Annotated in this window: 19 protein-coding genes; 4 read left to right on the forward strand and 15 right to left on the reverse strand. The window is 73.6% G+C overall.

Annotation, left to right across the window (positions count from 1 at the left end; genetic code table 11):
• Positions 1–273 precede the first annotated feature (273 nt).
• The 4 genes from ACFPZJ_RS17375 to ACFPZJ_RS17390 all read right to left on the reverse strand — a co-directional run bounded on the left by ACFPZJ_RS17375 (position 274) and on the right by ACFPZJ_RS17390 (position 4,943).
• Positions 274–1,263: a malate dehydrogenase gene (locus ACFPZJ_RS17375; protein ID WP_381022064.1), complete on the reverse strand. Its 990-nt coding sequence runs from the start codon at positions 1,261–1,263 to the stop codon at positions 274–276.
• Between the two features lie 560 nt (positions 1,264–1,823).
• Positions 1,824–3,074, reverse strand: a complete 1,251-nt coding sequence (locus ACFPZJ_RS17380; RefSeq protein WP_381022066.1) for a helix-turn-helix domain-containing protein — start codon at positions 3,072–3,074, stop codon at positions 1,824–1,826.
• Positions 3,075–3,619: 545 nt separating this feature from the next.
• On the reverse strand, positions 3,620–4,099 hold the full coding sequence (locus ACFPZJ_RS17385; RefSeq protein WP_381022068.1) for a DUF3017 domain-containing protein: 480 nt from the start codon (positions 4,097–4,099) through the stop codon (positions 3,620–3,622).
• The gene (locus ACFPZJ_RS17390) at positions 4,089–4,943 is read right to left on the reverse strand and encodes a bifunctional methylenetetrahydrofolate dehydrogenase/methenyltetrahydrofolate cyclohydrolase (protein ID WP_381022070.1); all 855 of its coding nucleotides are present in this window, start codon (positions 4,941–4,943) and stop codon (positions 4,089–4,091) included. The genes ACFPZJ_RS17385 and ACFPZJ_RS17390 overlap by 11 nt, the downstream gene beginning before the upstream one ends.
• 308 nt (positions 4,944–5,251) lie before the next feature.
• Between ACFPZJ_RS17390 and ACFPZJ_RS17395 the strand changes: the two genes are divergently transcribed.
• Positions 5,252–5,848, forward strand: a complete 597-nt coding sequence (locus ACFPZJ_RS17395; RefSeq protein WP_381022072.1) for a hypothetical protein — start codon at positions 5,252–5,254, stop codon at positions 5,846–5,848.
• 761 nt (positions 5,849–6,609) lie between these two features.
• Here ACFPZJ_RS17395 and purH read toward each other — a convergent pair.
• Positions 6,610–8,172, reverse strand: a complete 1,563-nt coding sequence (gene purH, locus ACFPZJ_RS17400) for a bifunctional phosphoribosylaminoimidazolecarboxamide formyltransferase/IMP cyclohydrolase (protein ID WP_381022074.1) — start codon at positions 8,170–8,172, stop codon at positions 6,610–6,612.
• The gene (purN, locus tag ACFPZJ_RS17405) at positions 8,169–8,807 is read right to left on the reverse strand and encodes a phosphoribosylglycinamide formyltransferase (RefSeq protein ID WP_381022076.1); all 639 of its coding nucleotides are present in this window, start codon (positions 8,805–8,807) and stop codon (positions 8,169–8,171) included. The genes purH and purN overlap by 4 nt, the downstream gene beginning before the upstream one ends.
• Positions 8,808–9,119: 312 nt before the next feature.
• Here purN and ACFPZJ_RS17410 point away from each other — a divergent pair, with 312 nt between their 5' ends.
• A complete protein-coding gene (locus ACFPZJ_RS17410) occupies positions 9,120–9,890 on the forward strand; it encodes a hypothetical protein (RefSeq protein ID WP_381022078.1) in 771 nt (256 codons plus the stop codon).
• 32 nt (positions 9,891–9,922) lie between these two features.
• On the opposite strand, the gene ACFPZJ_RS17415 is transcribed toward ACFPZJ_RS17410, so the two are convergent.
• Positions 9,923–11,740 (reverse strand): cell division protein PerM, encoded by a 1,818-nt coding sequence (locus ACFPZJ_RS17415; RefSeq protein WP_381022162.1) that lies wholly within the window; start codon positions 11,738–11,740, stop codon positions 9,923–9,925.
• A gap of 62 nt (positions 11,741–11,802) precedes the next feature.
• On the opposite strand from ACFPZJ_RS17415, the gene ACFPZJ_RS17420 reads away from it, so the two are divergent.
• Entirely contained in the window at positions 11,803–12,960 is a 1,158-nt protein-coding gene (locus ACFPZJ_RS17420; RefSeq protein ID WP_381022080.1) for a helix-turn-helix domain-containing protein, read from the forward strand.
• Positions 12,961–13,028: 68 nt separating this feature from the next.
• Here ACFPZJ_RS17420 and sucD read toward each other — a convergent pair whose 3' ends face one another.
• The 8 genes from sucD to ACFPZJ_RS17460 form a co-directional block, all read right to left on the reverse strand.
• Positions 13,029–13,913: a succinate--CoA ligase subunit alpha gene (gene sucD / locus ACFPZJ_RS17425; protein ID WP_381022082.1), complete on the reverse strand. Its 885-nt coding sequence runs from the start codon at positions 13,911–13,913 to the stop codon at positions 13,029–13,031.
• Positions 13,914–13,934: 21 nt separating this feature from the next.
• Positions 13,935–15,116: an ADP-forming succinate--CoA ligase subunit beta gene (gene sucC, locus ACFPZJ_RS17430; protein ID WP_381022084.1), complete on the reverse strand. Its 1,182-nt coding sequence runs from the start codon at positions 15,114–15,116 to the stop codon at positions 13,935–13,937.
• Positions 15,117–15,708: 592 nt separating this feature from the next.
• Positions 15,709–17,724, reverse strand: a complete 2,016-nt coding sequence (locus ACFPZJ_RS17435; RefSeq protein ID WP_381022086.1) for a hypothetical protein — start codon at positions 17,722–17,724, stop codon at positions 15,709–15,711.
• A gap of 281 nt (positions 17,725–18,005) precedes the next feature.
• On the reverse strand, positions 18,006–19,193 hold the full coding sequence (locus ACFPZJ_RS17440; protein ID WP_381022088.1) for a hypothetical protein: 1,188 nt from the start codon (positions 19,191–19,193) through the stop codon (positions 18,006–18,008).
• Positions 19,194–19,385: 192 nt separating this feature from the next.
• On the reverse strand, positions 19,386–20,549 hold the full coding sequence (locus tag ACFPZJ_RS17445) for a VWA domain-containing protein (RefSeq protein WP_381022090.1): 1,164 nt from the start codon (positions 20,547–20,549) through the stop codon (positions 19,386–19,388).
• Positions 20,546–20,698 (reverse strand): hypothetical protein, encoded by a 153-nt coding sequence (locus tag ACFPZJ_RS17450; RefSeq protein WP_381022092.1) that lies wholly within the window; start codon positions 20,696–20,698, stop codon positions 20,546–20,548. The genes ACFPZJ_RS17445 and ACFPZJ_RS17450 overlap by 4 nt, the downstream gene beginning before the upstream one ends.
• Complete coding sequence (locus ACFPZJ_RS17455; protein ID WP_381022164.1) at positions 20,695–23,286, reverse strand: DUF5682 family protein; 2,592 nt, start codon at positions 23,284–23,286, stop codon at positions 20,695–20,697. The genes ACFPZJ_RS17450 and ACFPZJ_RS17455 overlap by 4 nt, the downstream gene beginning before the upstream one ends.
• Before the next feature lie 96 nt (positions 23,287–23,382).
• Positions 23,383–24,582 (reverse strand): ATP-binding protein, encoded by a 1,200-nt coding sequence (locus tag ACFPZJ_RS17460; RefSeq protein ID WP_381022094.1) that lies wholly within the window; start codon positions 24,580–24,582, stop codon positions 23,383–23,385.
• A 133-nt stretch (positions 24,583–24,715) separates the two neighbouring features.
• On the opposite strand from ACFPZJ_RS17460, the gene ACFPZJ_RS17465 reads away from it, so the two are divergent.
• On the forward strand, positions 24,716–26,071 hold the full coding sequence (locus ACFPZJ_RS17465) for an SWIM zinc finger family protein (RefSeq protein ID WP_381022096.1): 1,356 nt from the start codon (positions 24,716–24,718) through the stop codon (positions 26,069–26,071).
• Positions 26,072–26,246 lie beyond the last annotated feature (175 nt).

Below are 26,246 nucleotides of genomic sequence, written 5' to 3' on the forward strand. Positions count from 1 at the left end.
AGCTCAGCGTCCCGTTCTGTGGCGTCGCCAGGAGGTTCGGTGCCCCGTTCTACGGCGTCGCCAGGAGGTAGGTTCGGCCGCTGTTCGAGATCGTGGACAGCGCCGGCGGAGTGTCCCTGCGCGAGCCCGGGACCCGGCTCGGCCGCCCGGCGGCTGTCGCGGCCGGCGACCCACCTCTGGTGCGAGCACCGCCTGCGGTGCCCCGGGAACGGCACGGGCCCGCACCGGCGGAATCCGGTACGGGCCCGTGGGGAACGCTCGATCGCGCAGGGATCAGATGAGGCCGAGGCCGCGAACCGCCTCGCGCTCCTCCTCGAGCTCCTTGACGGAGGCGTCGATGCGGGTGCGGGAGAACTCGTTGATGTCCAGGCCCTGGACGATCTCGTACTTGCCGTCCTTGCAGGTGACCGGGAAGGAGGAGATCAGGCCCTCCGGGACACCGTACGAACCGTCCGACGGGATGCCCATGGAGACCCAGTCGCCCTCCGGGGTGCCGTTGACCCAGGAGTAGACGTGGTCGATGGCGGCGTTGGCCGCGGAGGCCGCGGAGGAGGCGCCGCGGGCCTCGATGATCGCCGCGCCGCGCTTGGCGACGGTCGGGATGAAGTCCTCGGCCAGCCACTTCTCGTCGTTGACGACCTCGGCGGCGTTCTTGCCGGCGACGGTGGCGTGGAAGATGTCCGGGTACTGGGTGGCGGAGTGGTTGCCCCAGATCGTCAGCTTCTTGATCTCGGAGACCGGCACGCCGGTCTTCTTCGACAGCTGGGTCAGGGCGCGGTTGTGGTCCAGGCGGGTCATGGCCGTGAACCGCTCCGCCGGTACGTCCGGGGCGGCGGCCTGGGCGATCAGCGCGTTCGTGTTGGCCGGGTTGCCGACCACCAGGACGCGGATGTCGTCCGCGGCGTGGGCGTTGATGGCCTGGCCCTGCGGCTTGAAGATGCCGCCGTTGGCCTCCAGGAGGTCACCGCGCTCCATGCCCTTGGTGCGGGGGCGGGCGCCGACGAGGAGGGCGACGTTCGCACCGTTGAAGGCGACGTTCGGGTCGTCGGTGATGTCGATGCCCTGGAGCAGCGGGAACGCGCAGTCGTCGAGCTCCATGGCCGTGCCCTCGGCCGCCTTCAAGGCCGGGGTGATCTCCAGCAGACGCAGCTTGACCGGCACGTCCGCGCCGAGCAGCTGGCCGGAGGCGATGCGGAAGAGCAGGGCGTAACCGATCTGGCCGGCCGCGCCGGTGACGGTGACGTTCACGGGAGTGCGGGTCATGGCGTTCTCCGTATGACAGCTGGCGGTTGGGGCGTCCCTGCCCCGGGGTGCGGGATCCCCGACGCCTGCTCGTGGCGGACGCCGCCGCGATGATCGATCACGGGTACGAATGATCGATCTCTTGGCGTCAAGAGAGATCCAGCGTCAGGCTATCGCGCATCCGTCATCCCGGACGGCCGGGCTCGTGTGGCCCACCCCACAGAGCACCCACCCGGAGACACAAGCGGCGGCCGCCTGTCCGGGAGAGGGGGAAGGCGGCCGCCGTGGGGGGAACCGACCATGCCGGACTCCCGTGGGGGTACGGTTCGCGTGCCCGGGATTCGGTGAGTCATGCGTGTCCCGCGCGGTTTGTTTTGCCGGCGCGCGCGGTGTGTTCTGCCGACGCGCGGGCCCGGTCCCCCACAGGCTTTCCCGCCGCGCGCCGCCGACCGCGTCCACGGGGGCCGGGGCCGGCACCGGACGGCCGGCGAACGCCCGGGGGACGGCGGCGCCCGGGAGGCGGCGCCCCCGGGCCCGAGGCCCGTACGCCTGCTCCCGGACGCCGCGCCCGACGTGCGGCGTTACTCCGTGCAGCCCTGCTGCCCGGCCGCCAGCAACGCGCAGGCCTTCGCCTCGGTGGCGTTCTTCACCGCCACCATCGGTGTGTACGCGATCGTGTCCCCGGCCACGGTGATGCTGCCGCTCTGCTTCGCCTTGCCGGCGCTCACCTGGACCTCGTCGCCCTGTGCCGCCTGGGTGATGCGTCCCCAGGCAGCCTTGCAGGTCTCGCTGTAGCGGACCTCCACGACGGCCGTGCCGACGGTCGCGGTCTCGGCCGTGGTGACCAGGTCACCACTGCACCCCATGCTCTCCGCGTCCTTGCCGGTGCAGCTGTCCCCACTGCACTTGACCCCGGCCGGCAGGTTCGGGTCGGTGCTGGCGGACGGCGAGGGCGACTTGGCGGCGCGCTCGTTCTTGTCGTCCCCGTCGCCGTTGGTGAGGTAGAAGGCACCGGCGATCACCACCAGCACACCCACGGCACCGGCGAGGAACATCGTCATCCGGCTTGTGCCGCCTCGGCCTCCGACACGGCCACGGCCGCCGCCGCGCGGCGGTTGTCCGTACGTTCCCGCCGTGCTCGCCGCACCCGGCGACCGAACGGGACCGGAGGTGTCCGGTCCGGCAAGCGGACCGGTGCCCTGCCCGGACGCCGCCCCGGGGCGCGGGCCCGCCGTGCGCCCACCGGACCGCGACGGCCCGGCGTACCCGGCCATCCCCCACGAGTTGACCTCGGAGGAACCACCGGACCCGGCGCCCTCCCGCGCGTCCCGCGCGTCCCGTACGTCGCCCACCGAGTCCTGGACGTCCGAGGGCGCCGGCTGCGCCGGCACGCTCGGCACCACGCCCGCGGGCCCGGCGACACCCGGCGTCACCGTGGCGCTGCGGCCCTTGCGGGCCGTCCTGCCGCCGCCGGCGTCGGCCGCGGGCGCGCCGAACTCGCTGAGCGCGGCACGCGCCTGCGATATCCGGATGGCCTCCATGGTCATGTCGTGCCGCATCTCCGAGCGGCTCCACGCTCTCTCGGCGAGCTCCCACATGGTGGTCAGGTGCACCGGATTGGTCCCGGTGACCTCGGCGAGCGCCACGATCGCGCCCTTGGGCGCGAGCAGCCGGCCGTTCAGGTAACGCTCCCAGGACGTCTTGCTGTAACCCGTCCGGTCGGCCACCGACGCGATGCTCAGGCCACTGCGGTCCACGAGCCGCCGCAGCTGGCTGGTGAACTCCCTGATCTGCGGATCGAGTTCATCCGGCAAGGCCTTCCAACGAGGCATTGCTACCCCCCTCTTCCCCCCGGTTCGTGCTGGTATTTCCCCCGCGCATGGTGCCCTTCGCCGAGTCCCCGTTCTGGCTACCCACAGGGATGCGCCCAGTCAGGATCTCAGTTCCCGGGGTGGGGGCGCACGGGAGCATCAGGGCCGCGGGCGTGCACCGTTGCACGCCTGGCCGCGGGCGGTCCAGTGTCCCATCGGTAACCCCCTCCACCGAACCGGACGGCCGGCCGACGCACGGGACGCCCCGGACCGTCCCGATTGCCCACGCTAGCCCCGTCGTTGGGCCACTTCGTGGTAAATCCGCGAACTTGTCAATGCATCGACACACAGAAACCACATATTCGTACACATGAACCCCAGCGGTCCCGCACACCTCAGCACGCCCCGAGCCGGGGATCCGGAGCACGTAGCGGAACCGTCACTTCCGTGCCACAGCGCGCGGACAGCCGTTGAACAGCCGGTTCTCGGTGCAGGAGGGTGGTTCCCGCGGCCCGTCCTCCCTCGGGGGAGAGGACGGGCCGCCGGACGGCACGGCGCACCGACGGCTAACTGTCCACCGTGAAGTGCAGGGTGTCCTTCAGGAAGGGGATCTCCAGCCACGGCTTGGGCTGCGCCATCATCGCCAGCAGCACGATCGCCAGCCCCAGTCCGCCGTACGTGACGATGTCCGTGAAGCGGGAGCGGACGGCGAGCATGCCGACGTCGGGCACGAGCCAGCGCAGGACGGCACCACCCAGCAGCGCGGACCCGATCAGCAGCGTGCCGAGCCGGAACAGGTCGAACGCGGTCAGCAGCAGGCCCAGCCCGACCACGGCCAGCACCGCGAGCACGGGCCACTGCCGGGCGGGCGCGGGGGCGTCCCGGGGCGCGGCCCGGCCACCGCCCTCGGGGCGCGCGGTGTCCCGGGTGAACAGCGGGAAGCGGCGGGTGACGCGCCGCGGCCGGCCCTCGGCGTCCGGTGCGCTGACGGGGTCGCGGACCGTGATCTCCTCGGGACCGCCCTCGGTCCTGTCCTCAGCCGACACTGCGCTCCGCCGCCTCGACCACGTTGACGAGCAGCTGCGCGCGGGTCATCGGGCCGACCCCGCCGGGGTTCGGGGAGAGGAAGCCGGCGACCTCGGCCACGTCCGGGTGGACGTCCCCCACGATCTTGCCCTCGGCGCTGCGGGAGACACCGACGTCCAGGACGGCCGCGCCCGGCTTGACGTCCTCGGGACGGATCAGATGGGCCGAGCCGGCCGCGGCGATGACGATGTCCGCGCGCCTGAGGTGCGCCGACAGGTCGCGGGTGCCGGTGTGGCACTGCGTCACCGTGGCGTTCTCGCTGCGGCGGGTCAGCAGCAGCGGCATCGGGCGGCCGATGGTCACGCCGCGGCCGACGACCACGACCTCGGCGCCCTTGAGCTCCACGCCGTAGCGGCGCAGCAGGGTGAGGATGCCGTTGGGGGTGCAGGGCAGCGGGGCCGGCTCGTTGAGGACGAGGCGCCCGAGGTTCATCGGGTGCAGACCGTCGGCGTCCTTGTCCGGGTCCATCAGTTCGAGGATGCGGTTCTCGTCGATGCCCCGGGGCAGCGGCAGTTGGACGATGTAGCCGGTGCAGGCCGGGTCCTCGTTCAACTCGCGGACGACCGCCTCGATCTCCTCCTGCGTGGCCGTGGCCGGCAGCTCGCGCTGGATGGAGGCGATGCCGACCTGGGCGCAGTCGCGGTGCTTGCCGGCGACGTACTTCTGGCTGCCGGGGTCGTCCCCGACCAGGATCGTGCCGAGGCCGGGCGTGACGCCCTTCTCCTTCAGCGCCGCCACGCGGGCGGTCAGGTCGGACTTGATCGCGGCTGCGGTGGCCTTGCCATCGAGAATCTGGGCGGTCATGGGTCCCATCCTCGCGGATGACCGGGCCCCTGTTCCAATCAGGGCCGGATCCTGGTACCCGGCGGCCCGTACGGTCGGCCGTCCCTCGCATCCGGCACGTTCCCCTCGTATCCGCCCATGATCAGTGATGTTGCACTTGCACAACACATGCCGACCGCGGCTGGACAAGGAAGACACGCGTCAAGAACCATGAGCGGCAACAGTGCCGCGGGCAGAACCGGGGGGACGCACCGCATCTGTAGAAACTTCCTCCGCGCCGTGCCCCGCGTCGTCCCCGCACCTGAAGCGACATCGGAGGAAGACCCGCCATGAGTTTCGGCGACCCGAACAACCCTTACGGGCAGCCGCCCCAGCAGCAGCCGGGCGGTCCCGGTTACGGATACCCCCAGACCCCGCCCGGCGCTCCCCAGCAGGGCTACGGATACCCCGCGGCCCCGCCGGTGCAGCAGCCCTACGGCGGCGGTTACGCGCCCGCCCCCGCCCAGATGCCGGGCATCACGCGCGCGGCGCAGATCATGCTCGGCGTGATCGTCGTGGCCCACGTGATCATCGCGGGTGTGTACGCCTACACGCTGACCCAGTGGGACAAGACGATGGCCGACGCCGGCCTGACCGACTCGGAGACCCAGCAGTTCGCCGACCTCGGCAAGGGTGTCGTCGTCTTCTTCCTGGGCCTGGCCGCCGTCTTCGCGATCCTGGGCCTGGTGCTGCTGCTCCAGTACGGCAAGGGCGGCAACGGCGTCCGGGTCTGCTCGATCGTCTACGGTTCCTTCGCGATCGTCACCGGCATCTTCATGATCGCGGCCTGGGGCCTCGGCCTGGTCATCATCGCGGTCGCGATCATGCTGATCGTCTTCGCCGCCAAGCGTCCCAGCGCGGAATGGTTCAAGCGTCCGCGCTACTGAACGCGCCCGGGGGACGGCACCGTTCGCGCCCCTCACATCCAAGGGCCGTGTCCCACCCGCACGAGGGGGGACACGGCCCTGGTGCGTCGCCCTGGTCTGACGGGCAGCCGTCCGGCACGGAGAGTCTGCGCCGACGAGCACATCACGGTGCGCCCGGGCGGCGGGACTCGCCGGTCCCGTTCGCGTTCGACCCGGATCGTGACGGGCGGCGGGCGGCCTGCTGCCGCTGGAGGTGTGGGCGCCCAGCCACGACCGTGTGAGCACCGAGGGCGCCCGACCGGCCGTCCCGCCGGTCGCCGTCGCCGTCGACCAGGGCGGTCCACGACCGCTTCCGCCTTCTCCGGGGACAGCACCGAGCGCTGCTTCGCGGTCCTGGCCGCGCTGTGCGAACCGCGGCCGGCGGCCAGCCGCACGCCCCGCTGCCCCGCCCGCCGGCCCCCGGTCCCTGCTGCGCCGGTGGATCCAGCGGCGACGGGCTGCCCGCGCAGGAGACACCCCGGCCGCCGCACTCCCCCGCCGAGTCCGTCCCGGCCCTGGGGCCGCTGCCCGTTCTTCATCGACCGCATCCGAGGACCGGCCTGTCCGGCGACCACCGGGTGCTGGTCGCCGCCGCCCGCCGGACGTCGGACCTGAAGGTGAACGACGAGGGCGGCGTCCCCACGAAGGACCGCGACGACGCCGCCCGCGTCACCCACTACGTCAGGCAGTGCAACCACTACGTCAGGCAGTGCGCCCCGGCCGGAAGGACGTGCCCCTCCGCATCAGTGGAAGAAGTGCCGCGTGCCCGTGAAGTACATCGTGATGCCGGCCTTCTGCGCGGCCTCCACGACCAGTTCGTCACGGACCGAACCGCCCGGCTGGACAATGGCCTTGACCCCGGCGGCGCTCAGGACGTCGATGTTGTCGGGGAAGGGGAAGAAAGCGTCCGACGCGACGTAGGACCCCCGGGCGCGCTCGGCTCCGGCCCGCTCCACCGCCAGCTTGCAGGAGTCCACGCGGTTGACCTGTCCCATGCCGACGCCGACCGAGGCGCCGTCCTTGGCGAGCAGGATCGCGTTGGACTTGACGGCCCGGCACGCCTTCCAGGCGAAGGCGAGCTCCGCGAGCTCGGCCTCGCTCAGCGCCTCGCCGGTCGCCAGGGTCCAGTGCGCGGGGTCGTCGCCGTCGGCCTGGAGCCGGTCGGTGACCTGGAGCAGCGCGCCGCCGTCGATGGGCTTGACCTCCACGGGGTTGGTCGGGCCCTCGGGGCAGCGCAGCACGCGGATGTTCTTCTTCTTCGTGAGCGCCTCCAGGGCGCCCTCCTCGTAGCCGGGCGCGACGATGACCTCGGTGAAGATGTCGGCGACCTGCTCGGCCATCTCCTTGGACACCGGGCGGTTGACCGCGATCACGCCGCCGAACGCCGACAGCGGGTCGCAGGCGTGCGCCTTGCGGTGGGCCTCGGCGACGTCGGCCCCGATGGCGATGCCGCACGGGTTGGCGTGCTTGATGATCGCGACGCACGGCTCGTCGTGGTCGTACGCGGCGCGGCGGGCGGCGTCCGTGTCCGTGTAGTTGTTGTACGACATCTCCTTGCCGTGCAGCTGCTCCGCCTCGGCGAGGCCGCCCGTGCCGGAGACGTAGAGGGCGGCGGGCTGGTGCGGGTTCTCGCCGTAGCGCAGGGTGTGCGCGCGCTCCCAGGTGGCGCCGAGGAAGTCGGGGAACTGCGAGTCGTCGACGGGGGCGTAGGAGCTGGCGAACCAGCTGGCGACCGCCACGTCGTACGCGGCCGTGTGCTGGAACGCCTCGGCGGCCAGGCGGCGGCGGGTGGCCAGGTCGAAGCCGCCGGACCGCGCCGCGGCGAGGACGTCGCCGTAGCGGGCCGGGCTGGTGACGACGGCGACGGAGGGGTGGTTCTTGGCGGCGGCGCGGACCATCGACGGGCCGCCGATGTCGATCTGCTCGACGCACTCGTCGGGCGAGGCCCCGGAGGCGACGGTCTCGCGGAACGGGTAGAGGTTGACCACGACCAGGTCGAACGGCTCGACGCCGAGCTCGGCGAGCTGCCGCTGGTGGTCCTCCAGGCGCAGGTCGGCGAGGATGCCGGCGTGGACCCTGGGGTGCAGGGTCTTCACGCGCCCGTCCAGGCACTCGGGGAAGCCGGTGAGGTCCTCGACCTTGGTGACGGGGACGCCGGTGGCGGCGATCTTCGCGGCCGTGGAGCCGGTGGAGACGAGTTCGACACCGGCCTCGTGCAGCCCGCGCGCGAGCTCCTCGAGCCCGGTCTTGTCGTAGACGCTGACGAGCGCCCGGCGAAGGGGCCGCTTGTTGCTCTCGGCGGTCACTGGATAACTACCTTTCGTCCCTCAATGCGATAGCCGTTGCGGGCGAGCCGCCCCACGACCTCGACGAGCAGCCTTCGCTCGACTTCCTTGATGCGCTCGTGCAGAGCGCTCTCGTCGTCCTCGTCCCGGACCTCGACCACGCCCTGGGCGATGATCGGGCCGGTGTCGACGCCGTCGTCGACGAAGTGGACGGTGCAGCCGGTGACCTTGGCGCCGTACGCGAGCGCGTCCCGCACGCCGTGGGCTCCGGGGAAACTGGGCAGCAGCGCGGGGTGGGTGTTGACGAACCGCCCGCCGAACCTCGCGAGGAACTCCTTGCCGACGATCTTCATGAACCCGGCGGAGACGACGAGGTCGGGCTCGTAGGCTCCGACGGCCTCGGCCAGGGCGGCGTCCCACTCCTCGCGGCTGCCGTAGTCCTTGACCTTCCGCACGAAGGTGGGCAGCCCCGCGCGCTCGGCGCGCGCGAGTCCCTCGATGCCCTCGCGGTCGGCGCCGACGGCCACGACCTCGGCTCCGTAGGCCTCGGGGCCGGTGGCGGCGATCTCGTCGAGCAGCGCCTGGAGGTTGGTTCCGGATCCGGAGACCAGCACGACGAGGCGCTTGGCGCGCCGGTCCTCGGGCTTGGCGGCCACGGCGGGGGCCTTTCTCGGGGAGCGTCAGGTCACGGGCGGCCGACGACTGAGGCTCTGCTTTGTACATTCATACGAATGCTTCGCGCCCCCGGATACGGGGAAGCCTACGAAGCGGCCGACCGTCAGCAACGATACCGGCACACCAGGCGGCCCCCACGGGACGGGGGCATGGCCGGAAGGTAGCGTCTGGGAGGAGCCGGTTCGGGAACGACGTCCGCGCACGATGCGTTCATGAGATGACGGACCCGGGCACAGCACCGTTCAGGGACGCTTCAGATCAGTCGTACTCACCAAGGGGAAGACGCTCACTTGATGCCGGACCGCAGCCTGCGACTTCTCACGCTCCCCCAGCAGTCGGTGCAGGGAGGGGAGCGCGGCGCCGTGATGCTGCGGGAGCGCCCCGCGTCCCCGCCCGACGCGCCGCCGGACGGGGGCAACGGTGACGAGCGGAGCCGCGGCTCCCAGGAGGACAACCCCTTCGCCCCGCCGCCGGAGGGCACCCCGGACCGTCCCTGGCAGCCGCGGCGCCCGTCGGGCGAGGAGGGTTCCCAGGACGGGGGCGGCCGCTCCCCGTGGGGCAGCCGGTGGAGCGACAGACAGCCCGGCCGTTCCTCCGGCGGCTTCGGTGAGCGTCCCCGCGGCCCGGAGGGCCCGGGCGGCGGGCAGCCTTCCGGCGGTCCGCGCTGGGACCCCACGGACCCGGCTCAGCGCCGCGCCCGGTACGCGCTGCTGAGCGGCATGTGGGCCTTCTTCTTCGCCCTCTTCAGCTGGCCGTACGTGGCGCTGCTCCTGGGCGCGCTCGCCCTCTACTGGGGCATCAGCTCCCTGCGCGCCAGGCCCCGCAGGCCCGACCCGGACTCCCCGGCCCCCGAGCAGACCGGCCGGCCCCAGACCACCGCCGCGGTGAGCGGCCTGGTCACGGCCTCGCTGGCCCTGGCCCTGGTCGCCGCGTCCTTCGCCGCCCAGCTGGTCTACCGCGACTACTACACCTGCACCAACGACGCCCTCACCAACAAGGCGAAGCAGTCCTGCAGCCGGCTCCTGCCGGAGGAACTGCGGGGCGTGCTGGGGACGAACGGCTGACGGGGAGACCCTGAAGGCTCACGCCGGGCGGCTCACGGGGTGGTGTCCGGTGGGGCCTTCGGGGGTGCGGGGTCGACGGACAGGAAGTCGTACGGGGCGAAAGGGTCGTACGGGACGGCAGGACCGGGGGAGCCGGAGGGTTCGAACCCGGCGTTCTTCTCGTAGGGCGTCTCCAGGGCGTGGACCTCGTACGGCGTCTCCAGCGGATGCGGCTCGTTCGGCGTCGGCGTGGCTCCGGGGCTGTCCCAGTCCACCAGGAGGTCGGGGATCGCGTCGGTCGCGCGGGTCTCCACGGCCTTCGACGACGTCGTGCTCTTCGCGCGGTCGGGTGACGCGGCCCGTGAGAACCAGCCGCGCGAACGCAGGAGCCGCCGACGCCTTCCCGGCCGCCGCCCGTCCAGGGCGTCGGCCTCCGCCGCCTCCCCGCGCTGCCTGCCGATCCGCGCCTCCGGCTCGCGGCGGACGCGGCCCCGCCAGGCCCGTACGACGAGGGCCGTGGGTACCGCCACCGCCCCGACCCACGCCAGTGCCGCGCCGCCGACCTGCCACCACACCGGCCCGAAGCGCGCGAGCGCGGCCACCCCGAGCGGACCGCCCGCCAGGGTCGCCAGCGCCGCTAGGGCGGCGGCGCACAGCACGGCCGCGAGGCCGGCGGCACCGGTGGTGCGGCCCATCGACCACACCGCCCCCGGTCCGTCCGCCGACCGCGCCGCACCCGCCGCCGCCCCGCCGCGTCGTCCGGCGGCCGCTTCCGCGGTGTCCGCGGCCCCGGCTCCCGCCCCGCCCTCCGCCGCCGCCCGTCCCGCGATCCGGCCCACCGCCACGCCGGCCACCACCGGCACGATGGCCGCCGCCCAGTTCACCGGCGCCCCGGCCCCCGCCTCCGGCACCGCCGCCAGCAGCGGAAAGGGGGGCAGGAGCGGTGCGGGGGCCGAGGCGAGCGGGGTCACGACATGGCCGGTGCCGAGGACGAAGCCGGGGCCGAGGGCGTACGCCGCCGCCCACACCGCCGCGTTCGGCACCAGCGCCGCGCACAGCAGCAGCACCGCGCACCGGCCCGACCAGCCCTCCGTCAGTTGCAGGAACGCCACCCGGACCGCACCGCCGTGCCACACCATCGACGCCGCCAGCAGCAGCGCCCCGCCCCCGAGCAGCACCGCGACCCCGGCCGCCGCCGCCCGTGACGCGGCGCCCGGGCGCGCGTCCGGGCCGAGCAGGAGATGCCGTACCCCCCTGGGCACCATCCTGCCCAGTGCGCGGACGAGGGGCCCGGCCGGTCGGCCGTACGCCGTCCACACGCCCGCCCCCGCCGCGCCCAGGGCGACCAGCGGTACGCACACCCCCGTCCACACCCACGACGGCCGCAGCGGACCGTTCGCGGCGTACAGCGCGGCGGGTGCGGCGACGGCGAGGTAGCCGAGGACGACGCTCGCCCACACCGTGCGGGCGGAGACGATCGGCGGTCCGTCGTCGTCCTGCCCTTCGGCGCCGGCGTCGGCTCCGCCGCCGTAGGCCGCGTCCCGGGCCGCCCTGTGCACCAGCCACACCGGAAGGACGAGGAGCAGCAGGGGCGCCACGCCCATGGGTGCCGGCACACCGGAGAGCGTGTCGGTGCGGATCAGTTCGGTGCCGTGCGCCAGCAGCCACAGCGCGGCCGCGACGTGCAGCGCACCGCCGGGCCCGCTGTCGGGGTACGGCGAGCTGATCCACAGCACGGTCACGAGCACGGTGAACGCGGCGAGGCCCAGCCCCGCCGCGAGCGCGCCCCCCAGGAGGCTCGCGGCCAGGGCGGGCGACCGGCCGCGCACCCGGGGGTGCAGGGGCGGACGCGACGGTCGGCGAACGGTCATCGGGGTCACGCCGCCATGCTCCCAACGACACGCGCTTTCCCGTCGTAACAGGCGAAGCCCCGATGTGTCGCTCAATATACGTTTATGTACTTTTCCGTACGGAGGGGCGCCCTGTGACAACGCAGAGCCCTGCACCCCCGCTTCCCCCGCCGAGCGAACGCCGACGCCTGCGGGAGGCCGGTGCGCTGACGCGGGACCAGGTCGCCCGCAGGGTGGGCGTGAGCCGCAACCGGGTGCGCAAGTGGGAGACCGGCCGCGCGACGCCGCGCGGCCGGCAACGGGACGCGTACGCGAAACTGCTGGCGTCGCTCGCCGAGCCGGTCTGCCAGAAGACTGAGTCACGGCCCGAGGTGACCGCACGTCAGCGGCCCGGCACCACCCTCGCCGTCGATCCGGCACCGAGACCGGTCGGTGACAACTCCGCACTGACACCCGCTCAGGCGTTCGACGCGCTGTACGCCTTCTGTGCCCCCGCCCTCGTACGGCAGGCCTACCTGCTGACCGGCCGCCGGGAACTGGCCCGTGAGTCGGTCGAGCGGGCCTTCCAACTCGCCTGGCAGCGCTGGCCCGAGGTGGCCCGGGACCGAGACCCGGCGGGCTGGGTGCGGGCGGCGGCGTACGACTGCGCCCTTTCTCCCTGGCACCGGTTCCGCCCCCGCTACCGGCACCCCGAGCCGCCGCCCCCGGACGCCTCCGACCGCGCCCTGATGGACGTCCTGCTCGGCCTTCCCCCGTCGTACCGCCGCACGCTCGTGCTGTACGACGGTGTCGGTCTCGACCTGCCGGAGACGGCGGCGGAGACGGAGGCGAGCACCTCGGCGACCGCGCACCGGCTGCTGCACGCGCGCGAGACCGTCGCCGAACGGCTGCCCGAGCTGGCCGACCCGGCCGTGCTGCACCGGCGGCTCGCCGAGCTGGCCTCCACCGAGCGTCTGCGGGCCGCCCGGCCGCAGGTGGTACGCCTCGACGGCGAGCGCCGCGCCCGCTTCTGGACCCGGGCCGCCATCGCCTTCACGGTCGCCCTGATCGGCACCACGGCGCTCACGCTCCGCACGGCGCCGACTAGGTACGAGCCGCCGGTGCCGCCCGGGGACTCGGTCCAGGGCGTGCCGCCGCGGGTGGCGCCGGGCGCGCTGTCGGAGGAGGAGCGGAAGCTGCGGTCCAAGCTGCGTCGGGAGTGGCGGTCGGGACCGGAACGGCTGGTGCCCTGGCCGGGGTGACACGACGGCGACACGACGAGGGGCCCGCCCCCACCCGGGGACGGGCCCACCCGTGCCGTTCAGGCTGTTCAGCCGGCGAGGATCTCGCGCGCCAGCTTCGCGGTCTCGGTCGGCGTCTTGCCGACCTTGACGCCGGCGGCCTCCAGGGCCTCCTTCTTGGCCTGGGCGGTGCCGGAGGAGCCGGAGACGATGGCGCCGGCGTGGCCCATGGTCTTGCCCTCGGGCGCGGTGAAGCCCGCGACGTAGCCGACGACCGGCTTGGTCACGTTCTCCTTGATGAAGGCCGCGGCCCGCTCCTCGGCGTCGCCGCCGATCTCACCGATCATGACGATCAGGTCGGTGTCGGGGTCGTCCTGGAACGCCTTGAGCGCGTCGATGTGGGTGGTGCCGATGATCGGGTCACCGCCGATGCCGACGCAGGTGGAGAAGCCGATGTCACGCAGCTCGTACATCATCTGGTACGTCAGCGTGCCGGACTTCGACACCAGGCCGATGCGGCCCGGCTTGGTGATGTCGGCCGGGATGATGCCGGCGTTCGACTGGCCGGGGGTGATCAGACCGGGGCAGTTCGGGCCGATGATGCGGGTCTTGTTGCCCTTCTTGCCGGCGTACGCCCAGAACGACGCCGTGTCGTGCACCGCGATGCCCTCGGTGATGACGACGGCCAGCGGGATCTCGGCGTCGATGGCCTCGACGACCGCGTCCTTGGTGAACTTCTCCGGGACGAAGATGACCGTGACGTCGGCGCCGGTCTTGTCGATGGCCTCCTTGACGGTGCCGAAGACCGGTACCTCGGTGCCGTCGAAGTCGACGGTCGTACCCGCCTTGCGCGGGTTCACGCCGCCGACGATGTTCGTGCCGGAGGCCAGCATGCGGCGGGTGTGCTTCTGACCCTCGGAGCCGGTCATGCCCTGGACGATGACCTTGGATTCCTTGGTGAGGAAGATAGCCATGGTGTTCTGTGACCTCGTCCCTTACTTCGCGGCAGCAGCCAGCTCGGCGGCCTTGTCGGCCGCGCCGTCCATGGTGTCCACGCGCTGCACGAGCGGGTGGTTGCGGTCGTCGAGGATCTGGCGACCCAGTTCGGCGTTGTTGCCGTCGAGGCGCACGACCAGCGGCTTGGTGACCTCTTCGCCCTTGGACTCCAGGAGCTCCAGGGCCTGCACGATGCCGTTGGCGACGGCGTCGCAGGCGGTGATGCCGCCGAAGACGTTGACGAAGACGGACTTGACGTCCGGGTCGCCGAGGATGATCTCCAGGCCGTTCGCCATGACCTCGGCGGAGGCGCCACCGCCGATGTCGAGGAAGTTGGCGGGCTTGACGCCCTTGTGCTTCTCACCGGCGTACGCGACGACGTCCAGGGTCGACATGACCAGACCCGCGCCGTTGCCGATGATGCCGACCTCGCCGTCCAGCTTGACGTAGTTGAGGTTCTTCTCCTTGGCGGCGGCCTCGAGCGGGTTGGCCGCGGCCTTGTCGTGGAACTCCTCGAACTCCGGGTGACGGAACTCGGCGTTGTCGTCCAGCGACACCTTGCCGTCGAGGGCGATGACGTCGCCGGAGGCGACCTTGGCCAGCGGGTTGACCTCGACGAGGAGGGCGTCCGACTTGACGAAGGTGTCCCACAGCTTGACGAGGACGTCGGCGACCTTGTCGGCGACCTCGGCCGGGAACTTGGCCGCGGCGACGATCTCCTGGGCCTTGGCCTGGTCGACACCGTCGATGGCGTCGATCGCGATCTTCGCGACGGCCTCCGGACGGGTGGCGGCCACCTCCTCGATCTCCATGCCGCCCTCGACGGACGCGATGGAGAGGAAGGTGCGGTTGGCGCGGTCCAGGAGGAAGGAGACGTAGTACTCCTCCAGGATCTCCGGGGCCGTCTCGGCGATCATCACCTTGTGGACCGTGTGGCCCTTGATGTCCATGCCGAGGATGTCCGTCGCGCGAGCGACGGCCTCGTCCGGGGTGGCGGCGAGCTTCACGCCACCGGCCTTGCCGCGGCCGCCGACCTTCACCTGGGCCTTGACGACGGACTTGCCACCGAGGCGCTCAGTGGCTGCGCGGGCCGCCTCAGGCGTGTCGATGACTTCACCGGCCAGCACCGGTACATCGTGCTTGGCGAAGAGGTCCCTCGCCTGGTACTCGAACAGGTCCACGCGCTTCCGTCCCTATCAGTGATCTCGCGGTTCGTTGGATGCGTGGGCGTGCCGCGAAGGGCAACGTGACGACCGCATGTGTCACAAGGGAGGCGCACACGGTGTCCGAGCGCGCGGCATGTCCGTCTCGCAGGTTATCGCCGCTTGCGGAGGGTCTCTAAATCAGGGGTCACACGTGAGCGGTGATACCTGTCACATGATGCCGTCATCACTGGCACGGCGTGCCGGGGGTGAGGGGCCTCACCGGGCTGGGGTCGACCCGGTGAGACCCGTCGTACACCGCCGAAGGGCCGCGAACGGCCCGTTTTCCGGGAGGCGGGGCGGTTGTTCCCCACCCCAATGGGGACCACCCGGCCCCGTCCGCGGGGTTTCGGCGGGACGGGCCGACGGCTTTCGGCCGTCCGGGCCTCACACCCCGCGGAGCCGGTTCCTCTGCCACGGCTGTGGGTCCGTGGCGACGGGTGCGTACGGCGGTCGACGTCGTGCCGTGTCGAGTCGCATCGTGTCGCGTCGTGTCGTGTCGACGGCGAATCGCCGTCGCTCGACGCCGAGCCGACGCGCTCGGATGCCGCGTCGGTGCCGTACGAGGGGATCAGACGCTGTACGGCGTGCCGTACTGGACGTGGCCCTGGGCCTGGCCCTGGATGTCGCCCTGGACGTCCTGGACGTAGCCGGGGGTCGTCGAGTGGGCGACGCCCTGGGCGCCGGTGACCGCGTGCCCGGCGAGCGGGGCGGCGGCGTCCTTGACCGTCCCGGTCAGGTCCTGCGCGAACGGCGCGGTCTGCCCGGCGACACCGTGGGCGAACGGGTCGACCTCACCGGCCACCCCGCCCGCGAAGGGCGCGGTGTGGCCCGCGACGCCGTACGCGAACGCCGTGGCGCTGCCGCCGACGCCGTCCACGACCGGCTGCACCAGGTCCACCACGGGCTCGGCGGCACCGGTGACCCCGTGGGCGAACTGCGGCACCTCGCCCGCGACGCCCTGCGCGAACGGGCCGGTCTGCCCCGCGACCCCGTGCGCCAGCGGCGGTACGTCGGCCACGACGCCGCCGGCGAACGGCCGCACGTCGCCGGCCACGCCGTACGCCAGTGCGCCCGCGTCCGCGACGGCCTGCCCGGCGACGGGCAGCACACCGTGCACGGCGGTGTTCGCGACGGGCGGCAGGACCGCGTCCGTGGGGTCGTGGGCGGCGTGCCCGGCCAGGCCGATGGCGTACGGGGAGACGTCGGCGGCGACGCCGTCGGCGACCGACCGGGTCTCGGCCACCGCGCCGGTGGCGACGGGCGTCACGTCGGCGGCGGCGCCCGCGGCGACCGACCGCGCGTCGGCGGCGGCGCCCCCGGCGACGGGCTGGACGCCGTTCACCGTGTGCGTGGCGAGGTACTGCGCGTCGGCGGCCACGCCGTAGGCCAGCGCGCTCGCGGCGTCGACGGTGCGATCCACGGTCCGCGCGGCCCCGGCCGCGGCGGCGCCGGCCGCCGGGGCGGTCTCGGCCACCGCGCCGGTGGCGACGGGCGCGACACCGGCGGCGGTGTGACCGACGACCGGCGTGGCCCCGGCCACGGCGTGCCCGGCCACCGGCACCATGCCCGCCACGGCCTGGCCCGCGACCGTCCGCAGGCCGCCCGCGGCAGCGCCCGCGACCGGCGGAACGGCCGCGGCGGCCGTCTCCTCGACGACCGGGGTGACCGTGCCGGGCACGGTGCTGACCTTGCCCACGAGCTGCTGCTGGACGCCGCCGACCGTGCCGGTGACGTGGCTCGGCACGGCGGAGACGGACGCCTCGGCGGCGGACCGCGCCTTGGCCGCCTCGCCCTGGGCGGTGGCTCCGAGGCCGGTGCCGCGGCCTTGGGCGCCGGCGAGCGCGCTCCGCGCGGCACTGTGCACACCGGCCGCGGTACGGCCCGCGCCCGCGACGGCCTGCTGGGCCTTCGTACGGATGACCCCGTCCACACCCTGGGCCTTGGCGCGGGCGGCGGACTGCCCGGCCTGAAGCCTCGTCTGGGCGGCGGCCAGGGCCTGCTCCAGCTCGGGGGCGAAGGCGGAGAGGGGGCCGAAGAGGTAGTCGATGGTGTCTTCAGGGCTCTTGGGGGTCCCCGGAGCCGTCGCGTCGAGCCCCGCTGCGTGCGCCGTCGCCTCGGCGTGGGCCGTGGCCTCGGCCTGCGCGGTGCGGGCGGCCTTGGCGCCGTGGATGGCCTGCGCGCCGCGGACCTTCTCGGCGTGCGGCACGGTGACCTTCGCCTCGACGTACCGGCGGGCCTGCTCGGCGGCGTCGGCGTCGGCCTCGGCGGTGTCCCGGACGGTGCCGGTCGCGCCGGTGGCCGTACCGGTGACCTTGGAGGTGGCCTTGCCGGTGGTGCCCTGGGCCGTGCCGGTCACTCCGGAGACGGCGTCCCGCACGTCACCGACGACCCCGTCGACCGTGTCGGTGACGGCGCCGAGGACGCCGCCGTCGGTGTGGGTGTCGACGTCGGTGTCGACGGTCGCGTCCGGTACGGACAGGGAGGAGGCCGGCAGCTCGTCGGCGCTGGCCACGCTGGAACCCAGCGCCCAGGCGCCGGTGACACCGGCGGCTATGACGATGGAGCGTCGGATGTTCTTGTTCATGCGAGCGTCAGATCCTTGGATCTCGGGAGTTCGGAAGCTCCTGGGGAGTTCCGGGACTTCGGAAGGCTTGGGGACATTTCCGGGCCGGGGCCGTTCGGTATCCATCGCGTCATGGGCCCGTCGCGTCCGGGGAGTCGAGGACCGGCGGACGAAGGACGCGGATGCGGGATGCGGTTACGGCCCCGGCTGCTTCCGTCCCGACAACGGAGGGATGTCAGGACGGGCGGGCAGACCTGTTCCGCCCCCGCGCGGCAGGTCTTGGGCGGGGGAAGGGCCTGCCCTCAGGCGGGGAAGACGGGAATGTCCCGGTAGCGGTCCCGGGTACCGGCCGCTTCCGCGTGCGCGGTGGCGCCGGGCGCCAGCCGCAGCGGCGCCCGGTGGTCCAGGGTGACGGCGTGCGCGTCGCCGTACCGCGACGTGCTGTTGTCGACCGCCGCGCGGTGGCCCAGCGCGCCGTCGGGGTCACCGGTGGGCACCGGGGTGTGCTGGGCGGGGGCACGGTGGGCGGTCACGGCCCGCTGTGCGTCGTCGCGCACCGCGCTGTCCGTCCCGGCCCGGTCGAACCTCGGGCCGTGGACCGTTGCCACCGTGGCACCGGCCCGCCCTTGCGGGGCGTCCGCGTCCGCCGACGGCGTGGTCGCCGAGCCGGGCTGTGGGGTGGCGGGGGCGGGCGCTGGGACGGGCAGCGTGGGCCCGGGCAGGGTGGGGAAGTCCGGCTGCGTGGGCAGTGACGGTGATGCGGGGATTCCCGGAGACTCCGGAAGTCCCGGGGGTGCCGGGAGGGCCGGTGAGGTCGGCAGTCCCGAGGGCGCCGGGAGGCCCGGTGATGTGGGGAGTCCCGGAGGCCCGGGCGGTACGGAGCCGTCGGGCAGGCCGGGCAGCACGGCCAGGTCCGACGGTGACAGGACTTCCGGGACTGACGGCGAGTCGGATCCTGGCGCCAGGTCAGACGCTGACGGCAGGCCCGACACTGAGGGCAACGGCGGGAGTTCGCCCGGTCGCTGGGCGTCCTGGTCCGGCTTCTGCTCCGGGGCCGTGCGCGGCCGGGCATCGCTGAGGGTGCCGGCCACGCCGCCGTGTGCCCCGCCCCGCGGGACGTCCCGCACGTCGGCCGGGGAGGTCACCGCCCGCTCCGGAAGGTCCGGCCCCGCCGAGTCGTTGTCCACCCGGCCGACCGAACTCCTCGTCAGCGACCGGGCCGCGTCCGTCGAAGCCGAGGCCGCAGCCACGGTCGCCGTGGAAGGCACGGTCGAGGTCGAGACCGAAGTCGAAGGCACGGTCGAAGTCGAAGCCGGACCCCGTGCCGCCTGGGCGGAGGACACGCCGTCCGCCGCGTGCGCCTGCTCCCCGCACAGGAGCCCGAGCGCGAACACCCCGCCCACCAGCAGCGCCACAGGGAGCGCACGCCGCCCGGCCGCCGCGCGGATCATGCGCACAGCGGCACCGGACAGGGCTGCCGACCAGGTCAAGAGGCGGAGGTTCCTCCCATGCGACGGAACGTCTGAGTGTCCGAACCAATGAACGAGCGACGATCCTTGCACGGGACTCCCGAGGTCGCGCAAGCCCACTGTTACCGATGGGCACTCATGTCCGTTTTGCTGGCCGAAGTCGGCTGATGACCGGGTCGACAAGTCGTCATCGGCCGCTGTTCGCCCTCGATCTCACGCCGTGTCCGGTATCGGCAGCGGCCGTTTCTCGATCGCCGCAGCCATGACGTCCGGGAACAGGTCGGGTGTGCAGGCGAAGGCGGGTGCCCCCAGTGCGGCGAGCGCCGCCGCGTGCTCCCGGTCGTACGCCGGTGCCCCCTCGTCCGACAGCGCGAGCAGCGTCACGAACTGCACCCCCGACGCCTTCATCGCCGCCACCCGCTTGAGCATCTCGTTCCGTATCCCTCCTTCGTAGAGGTCGCTGATCAGGACGACCACCGCTTCCGTGGGCCGGGTGATCTGCGACTGGCAGTACGCCAGCGCCCGGTTGATGTCCGTGCCTCCGCCCAGCTGTGTGCCGAACAGCACGTCGACCGGGTCGTCGAGCTGGTCGGTGAGGTCGACGACCGCCGTGTCGAAGACGACGAGCCGCGTGCTGATCGACCGCATGGACGCCAGCACCGCCCCGAACACGGAGGCGTAGACGACGGACGCGGCCATCGACCCGGACTGGTCGATGCAGAGGATGACCTCCTTCTTCACGGACCGGGACGCGCGCCCGTACCCGATGAGCCGCTCCGGCACGATCGTCCGGTACTCCGGCAGGTAGTGCTTGAGGTTGGCCGCGATGGTGCGGTTCCAGTCGATGTCGTGGTGGCGGGGGCGGTTGACGCGGTCGCTGCGGTCGAGGGCGCCGGTGAGGGTGGCCCGGGTGCGGGTCGCGAGCCGCTTCTCCAGGTCCTCGACGACCTTGCGGACGACGGCACGTGCCGTCTCCTTCGTCGTCTCCGGCATCGCCTTGTTGAGCGACAGCAGCGTGCCGACGAGGTGCACGTCGGCCTCCACGGCCTCCAGCATCTCCGGCTCCAGCAGGAGCGTGGCGAGGCCCAGCCGGTCGATGGCGTCGCGTTGCATGACCTGTACGACGGACGACGGGAAGTACGTCCGGATGTCCCCGAGCCAGCGCGCCACGGACGGCGCCGACGCCCCGAGGCCCGCCGAACGCTCGCGCCCGGTCCGCGGTCTGTCCCCCTTGCCGTAGAGCGCGGCGAGGGCCCCGTCCATCGCCGCGTCCCGCCCGGACAGTGCGCAGCCGGTGCCGTCGGCCGCGTCGCCCCCGAGTACGAGCCGCCAGCGCCGCAGTCGCTCGTGGGCCGGGTCCAGCGCTTCGGCCGTCATCCGCGCACCCCCGTACCAAGCCGTTCCCACAGCGGCATCACCGGCACGGTCCTCGCCTGCCCGGGTTCCGCCCGCCGTCCGGGTCCGTCCGTGACGGTGTCCCGCACGTCGGCACCGTCGCTCGGCTCGCTCAGCGTGTCAGTCGTCATCGCGCCACCCCCACCAGGTCGTCGCCCGCGTTCTCTTGCTCTTCGTCCAGCCCCAGCAGCAGCCGCAGCACCGGCAGCACCGCGTCCGCACGCCCGGCGTCCAGGTCCGGCGCGAAGCCGGGTATGCCGGAGCCGGCGGCCGTCGCGCTCGCCCGTGTGCCCGGTCCGCGCCGCACCAGGTCCCCGAGGGTCCGCCGCACCCCGGGCTCGTACGCCGAGAAGGTGCGGCGCAGCAGCGGCAGCACGTCCGTGAACGCCTCCGCCGGCACCCCGGTCAGCCACGCGTCCACCAGCCCGAGCAGCCGTTCGTCGTGGACCAGGAGCATCCCGCCACCGGAGCCGCCGCCGACGAAGCCCTCGATCCACGCGGCCGCGTCCGCCGGCGGGGTCCCCGGCGACAGCACGAGCCCCATCAGCCGCGCCGCCTCGTCCTGCGCCAGCTCCCCGTCGTCCAGCAGGAGCCGCACGGCACGCCCCCGGATGACGCCGGGCACGGTGTCCCGCACCGACAGCACCCGCAGGACCGACCGCCAGCGCGCCCGCAGGTCGCCGGGGCCGGGTGTGACAGCCGCGTGCGGGTCATCCTCTGTGGGCGCGGAGGCAGCGCCCGGGCCGCCGTGAGCCGGTGCCGAGGAGCCCCCCAACAGCCCCACCGCGCCGTGCACCGCGTCCACATGGCGGCGCATCTCCTCGGCGGCGTCCCCGTCCAGCGCGGCGCAGGCCGGGGGCAGCCCGACGAAGACGCGCTCGGCCAGGCCCTCGGCGACCTCCGCGAGTGCCCTGGTGTCCGTGCCGCGCACGTCGCCGTAGCGCAGGGAGCGCACCAGCGCGGGCAGCGCCTGCGCGAGATGGCCGACGTCGGTGTCGAGGGCCGCGCGGTCGCCGAGGATCCGCATCACCGTGGGCAGCGCGTCCGGCAGTTCGGCCAGCAGGCAGCGCTCGGCGAGCTCGGTGACGTCCACGAGGCCCCGCGCTGCGACGGCGTCCGCCTCGGCCTTGGCGGTGGCGGCGCCGAGCACGGTGGTCCCCCACACGCCCGCCTCGGCGGCCCGTACGGACAGCTCGGGCTCCCAGCGCAGCCGCCACGTCTCCCGGAACGTCCCCGTGCTGCCGCGCGAGGCGACCGGCTCGCCCCAGTCGACGCCGAGCAGCCGCAGCCGGTGCAGCAGCCGACTGCGCCCGGCGTCGGTCTCCTTGCGCAGGTCGAGCTCCATCTCCCGCTCCAGAGCCTCGGGTTTGAGCCGCAGCCGTCGCTGGAGGCGGGCGAGGTCCCGCTGCAACGGCACCGCGGGCGCGGTCGGTGGCACCTCTCCCAGCACGTCCCCCACGACCAGCCGGTCGTGCACCAGTGCGAGAGGCACGTCCGAGCCCTCGCACATCACCGCTCGCACGGCGTCGGTCGCCTCGCCCAGGCCGGGCAGCGGCCGGCCGCGCAGCACGGCGAGCGTCTCGGCCAGCCGCACCGCCTCGATGACGTGCGCGGAGGACACGATCCGGTCCTCGGCGCGCAGCAGTCCGGCGACCTTGGTCATCCACCGCTCGACCGGCCGGTCCGGGGCGCTGAACAGATGCCCGTACCAGCCCGGCGAGTCGATGCCCGCGCCGTACCCGCTGACCCGGGACAGCCTGCGGTAGGTCCACGGCACCCAGGTCATGTCCGCCTTGACCTTGGGCAGGCCCTTCAGGAGGGCCTTGTCGGCGGCGACGGTGCTCCTGCGCCGCAGCGCGGGCACGTGCCAGGCCCCGCACACCACGGCCACGCGGCCCTCGAACTCCCGCTGCGCGGCCCGCACCTGCAGCCTCATGTAGGCCTCGCGTACGAGATCCCGCTCGTGCCCGCCGCTCCCGTAGGCCTCCCGCAGCGCTCCCATGGCCTCTTCCAGGACGCCGAACGCGACGAGCGCGTCCCTCTCCCCCGCACCCCGGTGCTCGACGACGTCCTCCCACCAGCGCTCGGGATCGTCGTAGCCGGCGGCCTCCGCTAGGACACCGAGGGGATCGACGCGGACACCGAGGGGATCGGCACGGATGTCGGCACCGGCGGGCGGCTCCCCGGCGGTGTCGCCCGCCCCGGGTTCGGGCCTGTCCGCCGCGCGCGCTCCCTGCGACGTGTCCGCCGTACACGCTCCCTCGGGCCTGTCCGCCGCGCACGCCTCCGGCTCCTGCCGTGCGTCCTCCCCCTCGCCGGGCAGGCCGGCCCCGTGTCCGTCGCCACCGCCCTCCGTGTCGTCCTCCTGCCTGCTCCACGCCAGCGTGTGCGTGGCCGGCAGGTCGATGAAGCGGGCCGGGACGTCGTGCTCCAGGGCCCAGCGCAGGGCGACCCACTCCGGGGAGAACTCGGCGAGCGGCCAGAACGCCGAGCGGCCGGGTTCGTCAACGGCGTGGGCGAGCAGGGCGACCGGCGGCCGCATCTCCTCGTCGGCGGCGAGCGGGACCAGGGCGTCGGCCTCGGGCGGACCCTCGATCAGCACGACCCGTGGCCGGGTCTCCTCCAGCACGGCCCGCACCGCCCGCGCCGACCCCGGCCCGTGATGCCGTACGCCGAGCAGCAGCGGACCCGCCTCGAACGCGAGCCCGTCGTCGACCACGCGCCCGTCGGTGCGGTCAGCGTCGCTCACTTGCTCCCCCTCGCTCCGGGCCCACAGCGTGTCCCCGGCGCTTTCCGCCCCACATCGAGGTGTTGTTCACGCGCTGACCTCCCGGCAGGCCCGGTAGAAGTCCATCCAGCCGTCCCGCTCCCGTACGACCGTCTCCAGGTACTCCTGCCAGATGACGCGGTCGGCCGCCGGGTCGCGGACGACCGCGCCGAGGATGCCCGCGGCGACGTCGCTCGGCCGCAGCACGCCGTCACCGAAGTGGGCGGCCAGCGCGAGTCCGTTGGTGACGACGGAGATCGCCTCCGCGGTCGACAGCGTGCCGCTGGGCGACTTCAGCTTCGTCCGGCCGTCGGTCGTCACCCCGTCGCGCAGCTCGCGGAAGACGGTGACGACACGGCGGATCTCGTCGGCGCCGTCGGGCACGGCCGGCAGGTCGAGGGAACGGCCTATCTGGTCCACGCGGCGCGAGACGATGTCGACCTCGGCCTCGGGGCTCTCCGGCAGCGGCAGCACTACCGTGTTGAAACGGCGGCGCAGGGCGCTGGACAGCTCGTTGACCCCGCGGTCGCGGTCGTTGGCCGTGGCGATCAGGTTGAAGCCGCGGACCGCCTGCACCTCCTCGCCGAGCTCCGGGATGGGCAGCGTCTTCTCCGACAGGATCGTGATGAGCGTGTCCTGCACGTCGGCCGGTACGCGGGTCAGCTCCTCGACGCGGGCCGTCATGCCCTCCGCCATGGCCCGCATGACCGGGCTGGGCACGAGGGCGTCGCGGCTGGGGCCGTGGGCGAGCAGCTGCGCGTAGTTCCAGCCGTAGCGGATGGCCTCCTCCGGTGTGCCGGCGGTGCCCTGCACCAGCAGCGTGGAGTCGCCGCTGACCGCTGCCGCCAGGTGTTCGGACACCCAGGTCTTCGCGGTGCCGGGCACACCGAGCAGGAGCAGGGCGCGGTCGGTGGCGAGGGTCGTGACGGCGACCTCGACGATGCGGCGCGGGCCGACGTACTTCGGCGTGATCACCGTGCCGTCCGGCAGCGTCCCGCCGAGCAGGTACGTCGCGACGGCCCAGGGAGACAGTTTCCAGCGGGCCGGGCGCGGCCGGTCGTCCTGCGCGGCCAGCGCGGCGAGTTCATCGGCGAAGGCGTCCTCGGCGTGCGGCCGCAGCGCCTCCGCGCCGGGCGCGGACGAGGACGCCTCGGCGACGGCGGACGCGGGGGTGTCCCCACCCGTGTTCGCGGGCGCGGACCCGTTCTGGCGCGGGTCGACGGACGTCGGTTCAACGGACACAGGCATGGCTGAGTCCCCCTCCAGCTCGGCCGGTTCGGATCTGGCATCCACCGTGCACCACGCCACTGACAATGCGCTGTGACCTGCGCAAACGTGCTCGCGAGGCCGATTGTCAGTGGGGGGATCTACCTTCGGTGGCATGACTCAGCAGGGGGTGCGCTGGACCGCGGACCAGGTGCTGGCACTGGCGCCTGACGCCGCGTCACGCAAAGCGGGAAGCAAACTCGGGGCGGCCGGGCCGTGGTCCGAGGCGGGGAGTTCCGACGAGGGGACGGTGTGGGGGCTGTGCAAGGGCAGTGGCAGCAAGCCGTATCAGACGGTCGTCGACATCGCGGACGCCGCCGGGCCCGCGTACAAGTGCAGTTGTCCGAGCCGCAAGTTCCCGTGCAAGCACGCGCTCGGGCTGTTGCTGCTGTGGGCGGGCGGGGACGGTGCGGTGCCGCCGGGGCAGCCCCCGCAGTGGGCCGAGCAGTGGATCACGGGCAGACGCGGGCGCGCGGATCGCAAAAGAGCCGCGGACAGCTCCGGTTCCCCGTCCGCCTCCGCTGATCCGGAGGCCGCCCGGCGCAGGGCGGAGCGCCGCGCCGAGCGGGTCACCGCGGGCGCCGCGGAGCTGGAGCAGCGGCTGGCGGACCTGTTCCGCGCCGGCCTGGCCACGGCGGAGCAGTCGGGATACGGGCTGTGGGAGGAGACGGCGGCCCGTATGGTCGACGCCCAGGCGCCCGGCCTTGCCGCACGGGTGCGGGAGTTGGGGGCGATTCCGTCCACGGGTCCGGGCTGGCCGGTGCGGCTGCTGGAGGAGTGCGCGCTGCTCCACCTCCTCGACCGGGCCTGGCTGCGCCGCGAGCGGCTGCCGGACGCCCTGGCCGCGACGGTCCGCTCCCGTGTCGGCCTGCCGTCCCCGGCGGACGGCCCGCCGGTCCTGGACCGCTGGCTGGTCCTCGCCCAGTACGACACCGCGGACACGCGTCTGGTGACCCGCCGCATCTGGCTGTACGGCACCGCCTCGCACCGCACCGCGCTGCTCCTGTCCTACGGCGCCGCCGGCCGCGCGCCGGAGCTCGCCCTGCCGGTCGGGCTGGCCCTGGAGGCGGAGGTGTCCGCGTACCCGGGCGCCGGACAGCTGCGGGCGGCGCTGGGCGAACAGGTCGCACCCCCCGCGCCGACGGCGATACGGCCACCAGGGGTCACGACGTCCCAGGCGGCGGCCCGCTATGGCGAGGCGCTGCGCGACGACCCCTGGCTGGACTCCGTGCCGGTGACGCTGGAGCGGGTCATACCGACCCCGGACGGCGACTCATGGCAGGTGGCGGACGCCGACGGTGACACGGCGCTGCCGCTCACCCCGGCCGCCCGTGCCCGCCCGGGCCTGTGGCGGCTGGTCGCCCTGTCGGGCGGCGCCCCCGTCAAGGTCTTCGGTGAGTGCGGCCACCAGGGCTTCACCCCCTTGGCGGCCTGGCCGCAGGGCCCGGGGGACGCGGTACCGCTGTGCTGAGCCACCGGGCAAGCCCGCAGGCCCCGCATCCCGCCCCGACAGGGCAGATCACACCCCGGACCCGGCGCTACCCCGCGCCGCGTCAGTTCCACCCCTTCTCACCCGATCCGCACATTTGCCCGGCTCCAAGGGACCCCCGATGCGAGTGAGCCTTCAACCACTCCGGCGGCGCCCG

The organism is Streptomyces bullii, assembly GCF_042657145.1.
GTDB lineage: Bacteria > Actinomycetota > Actinomycetes > Streptomycetales > Streptomycetaceae > Streptomyces > Streptomyces bullii.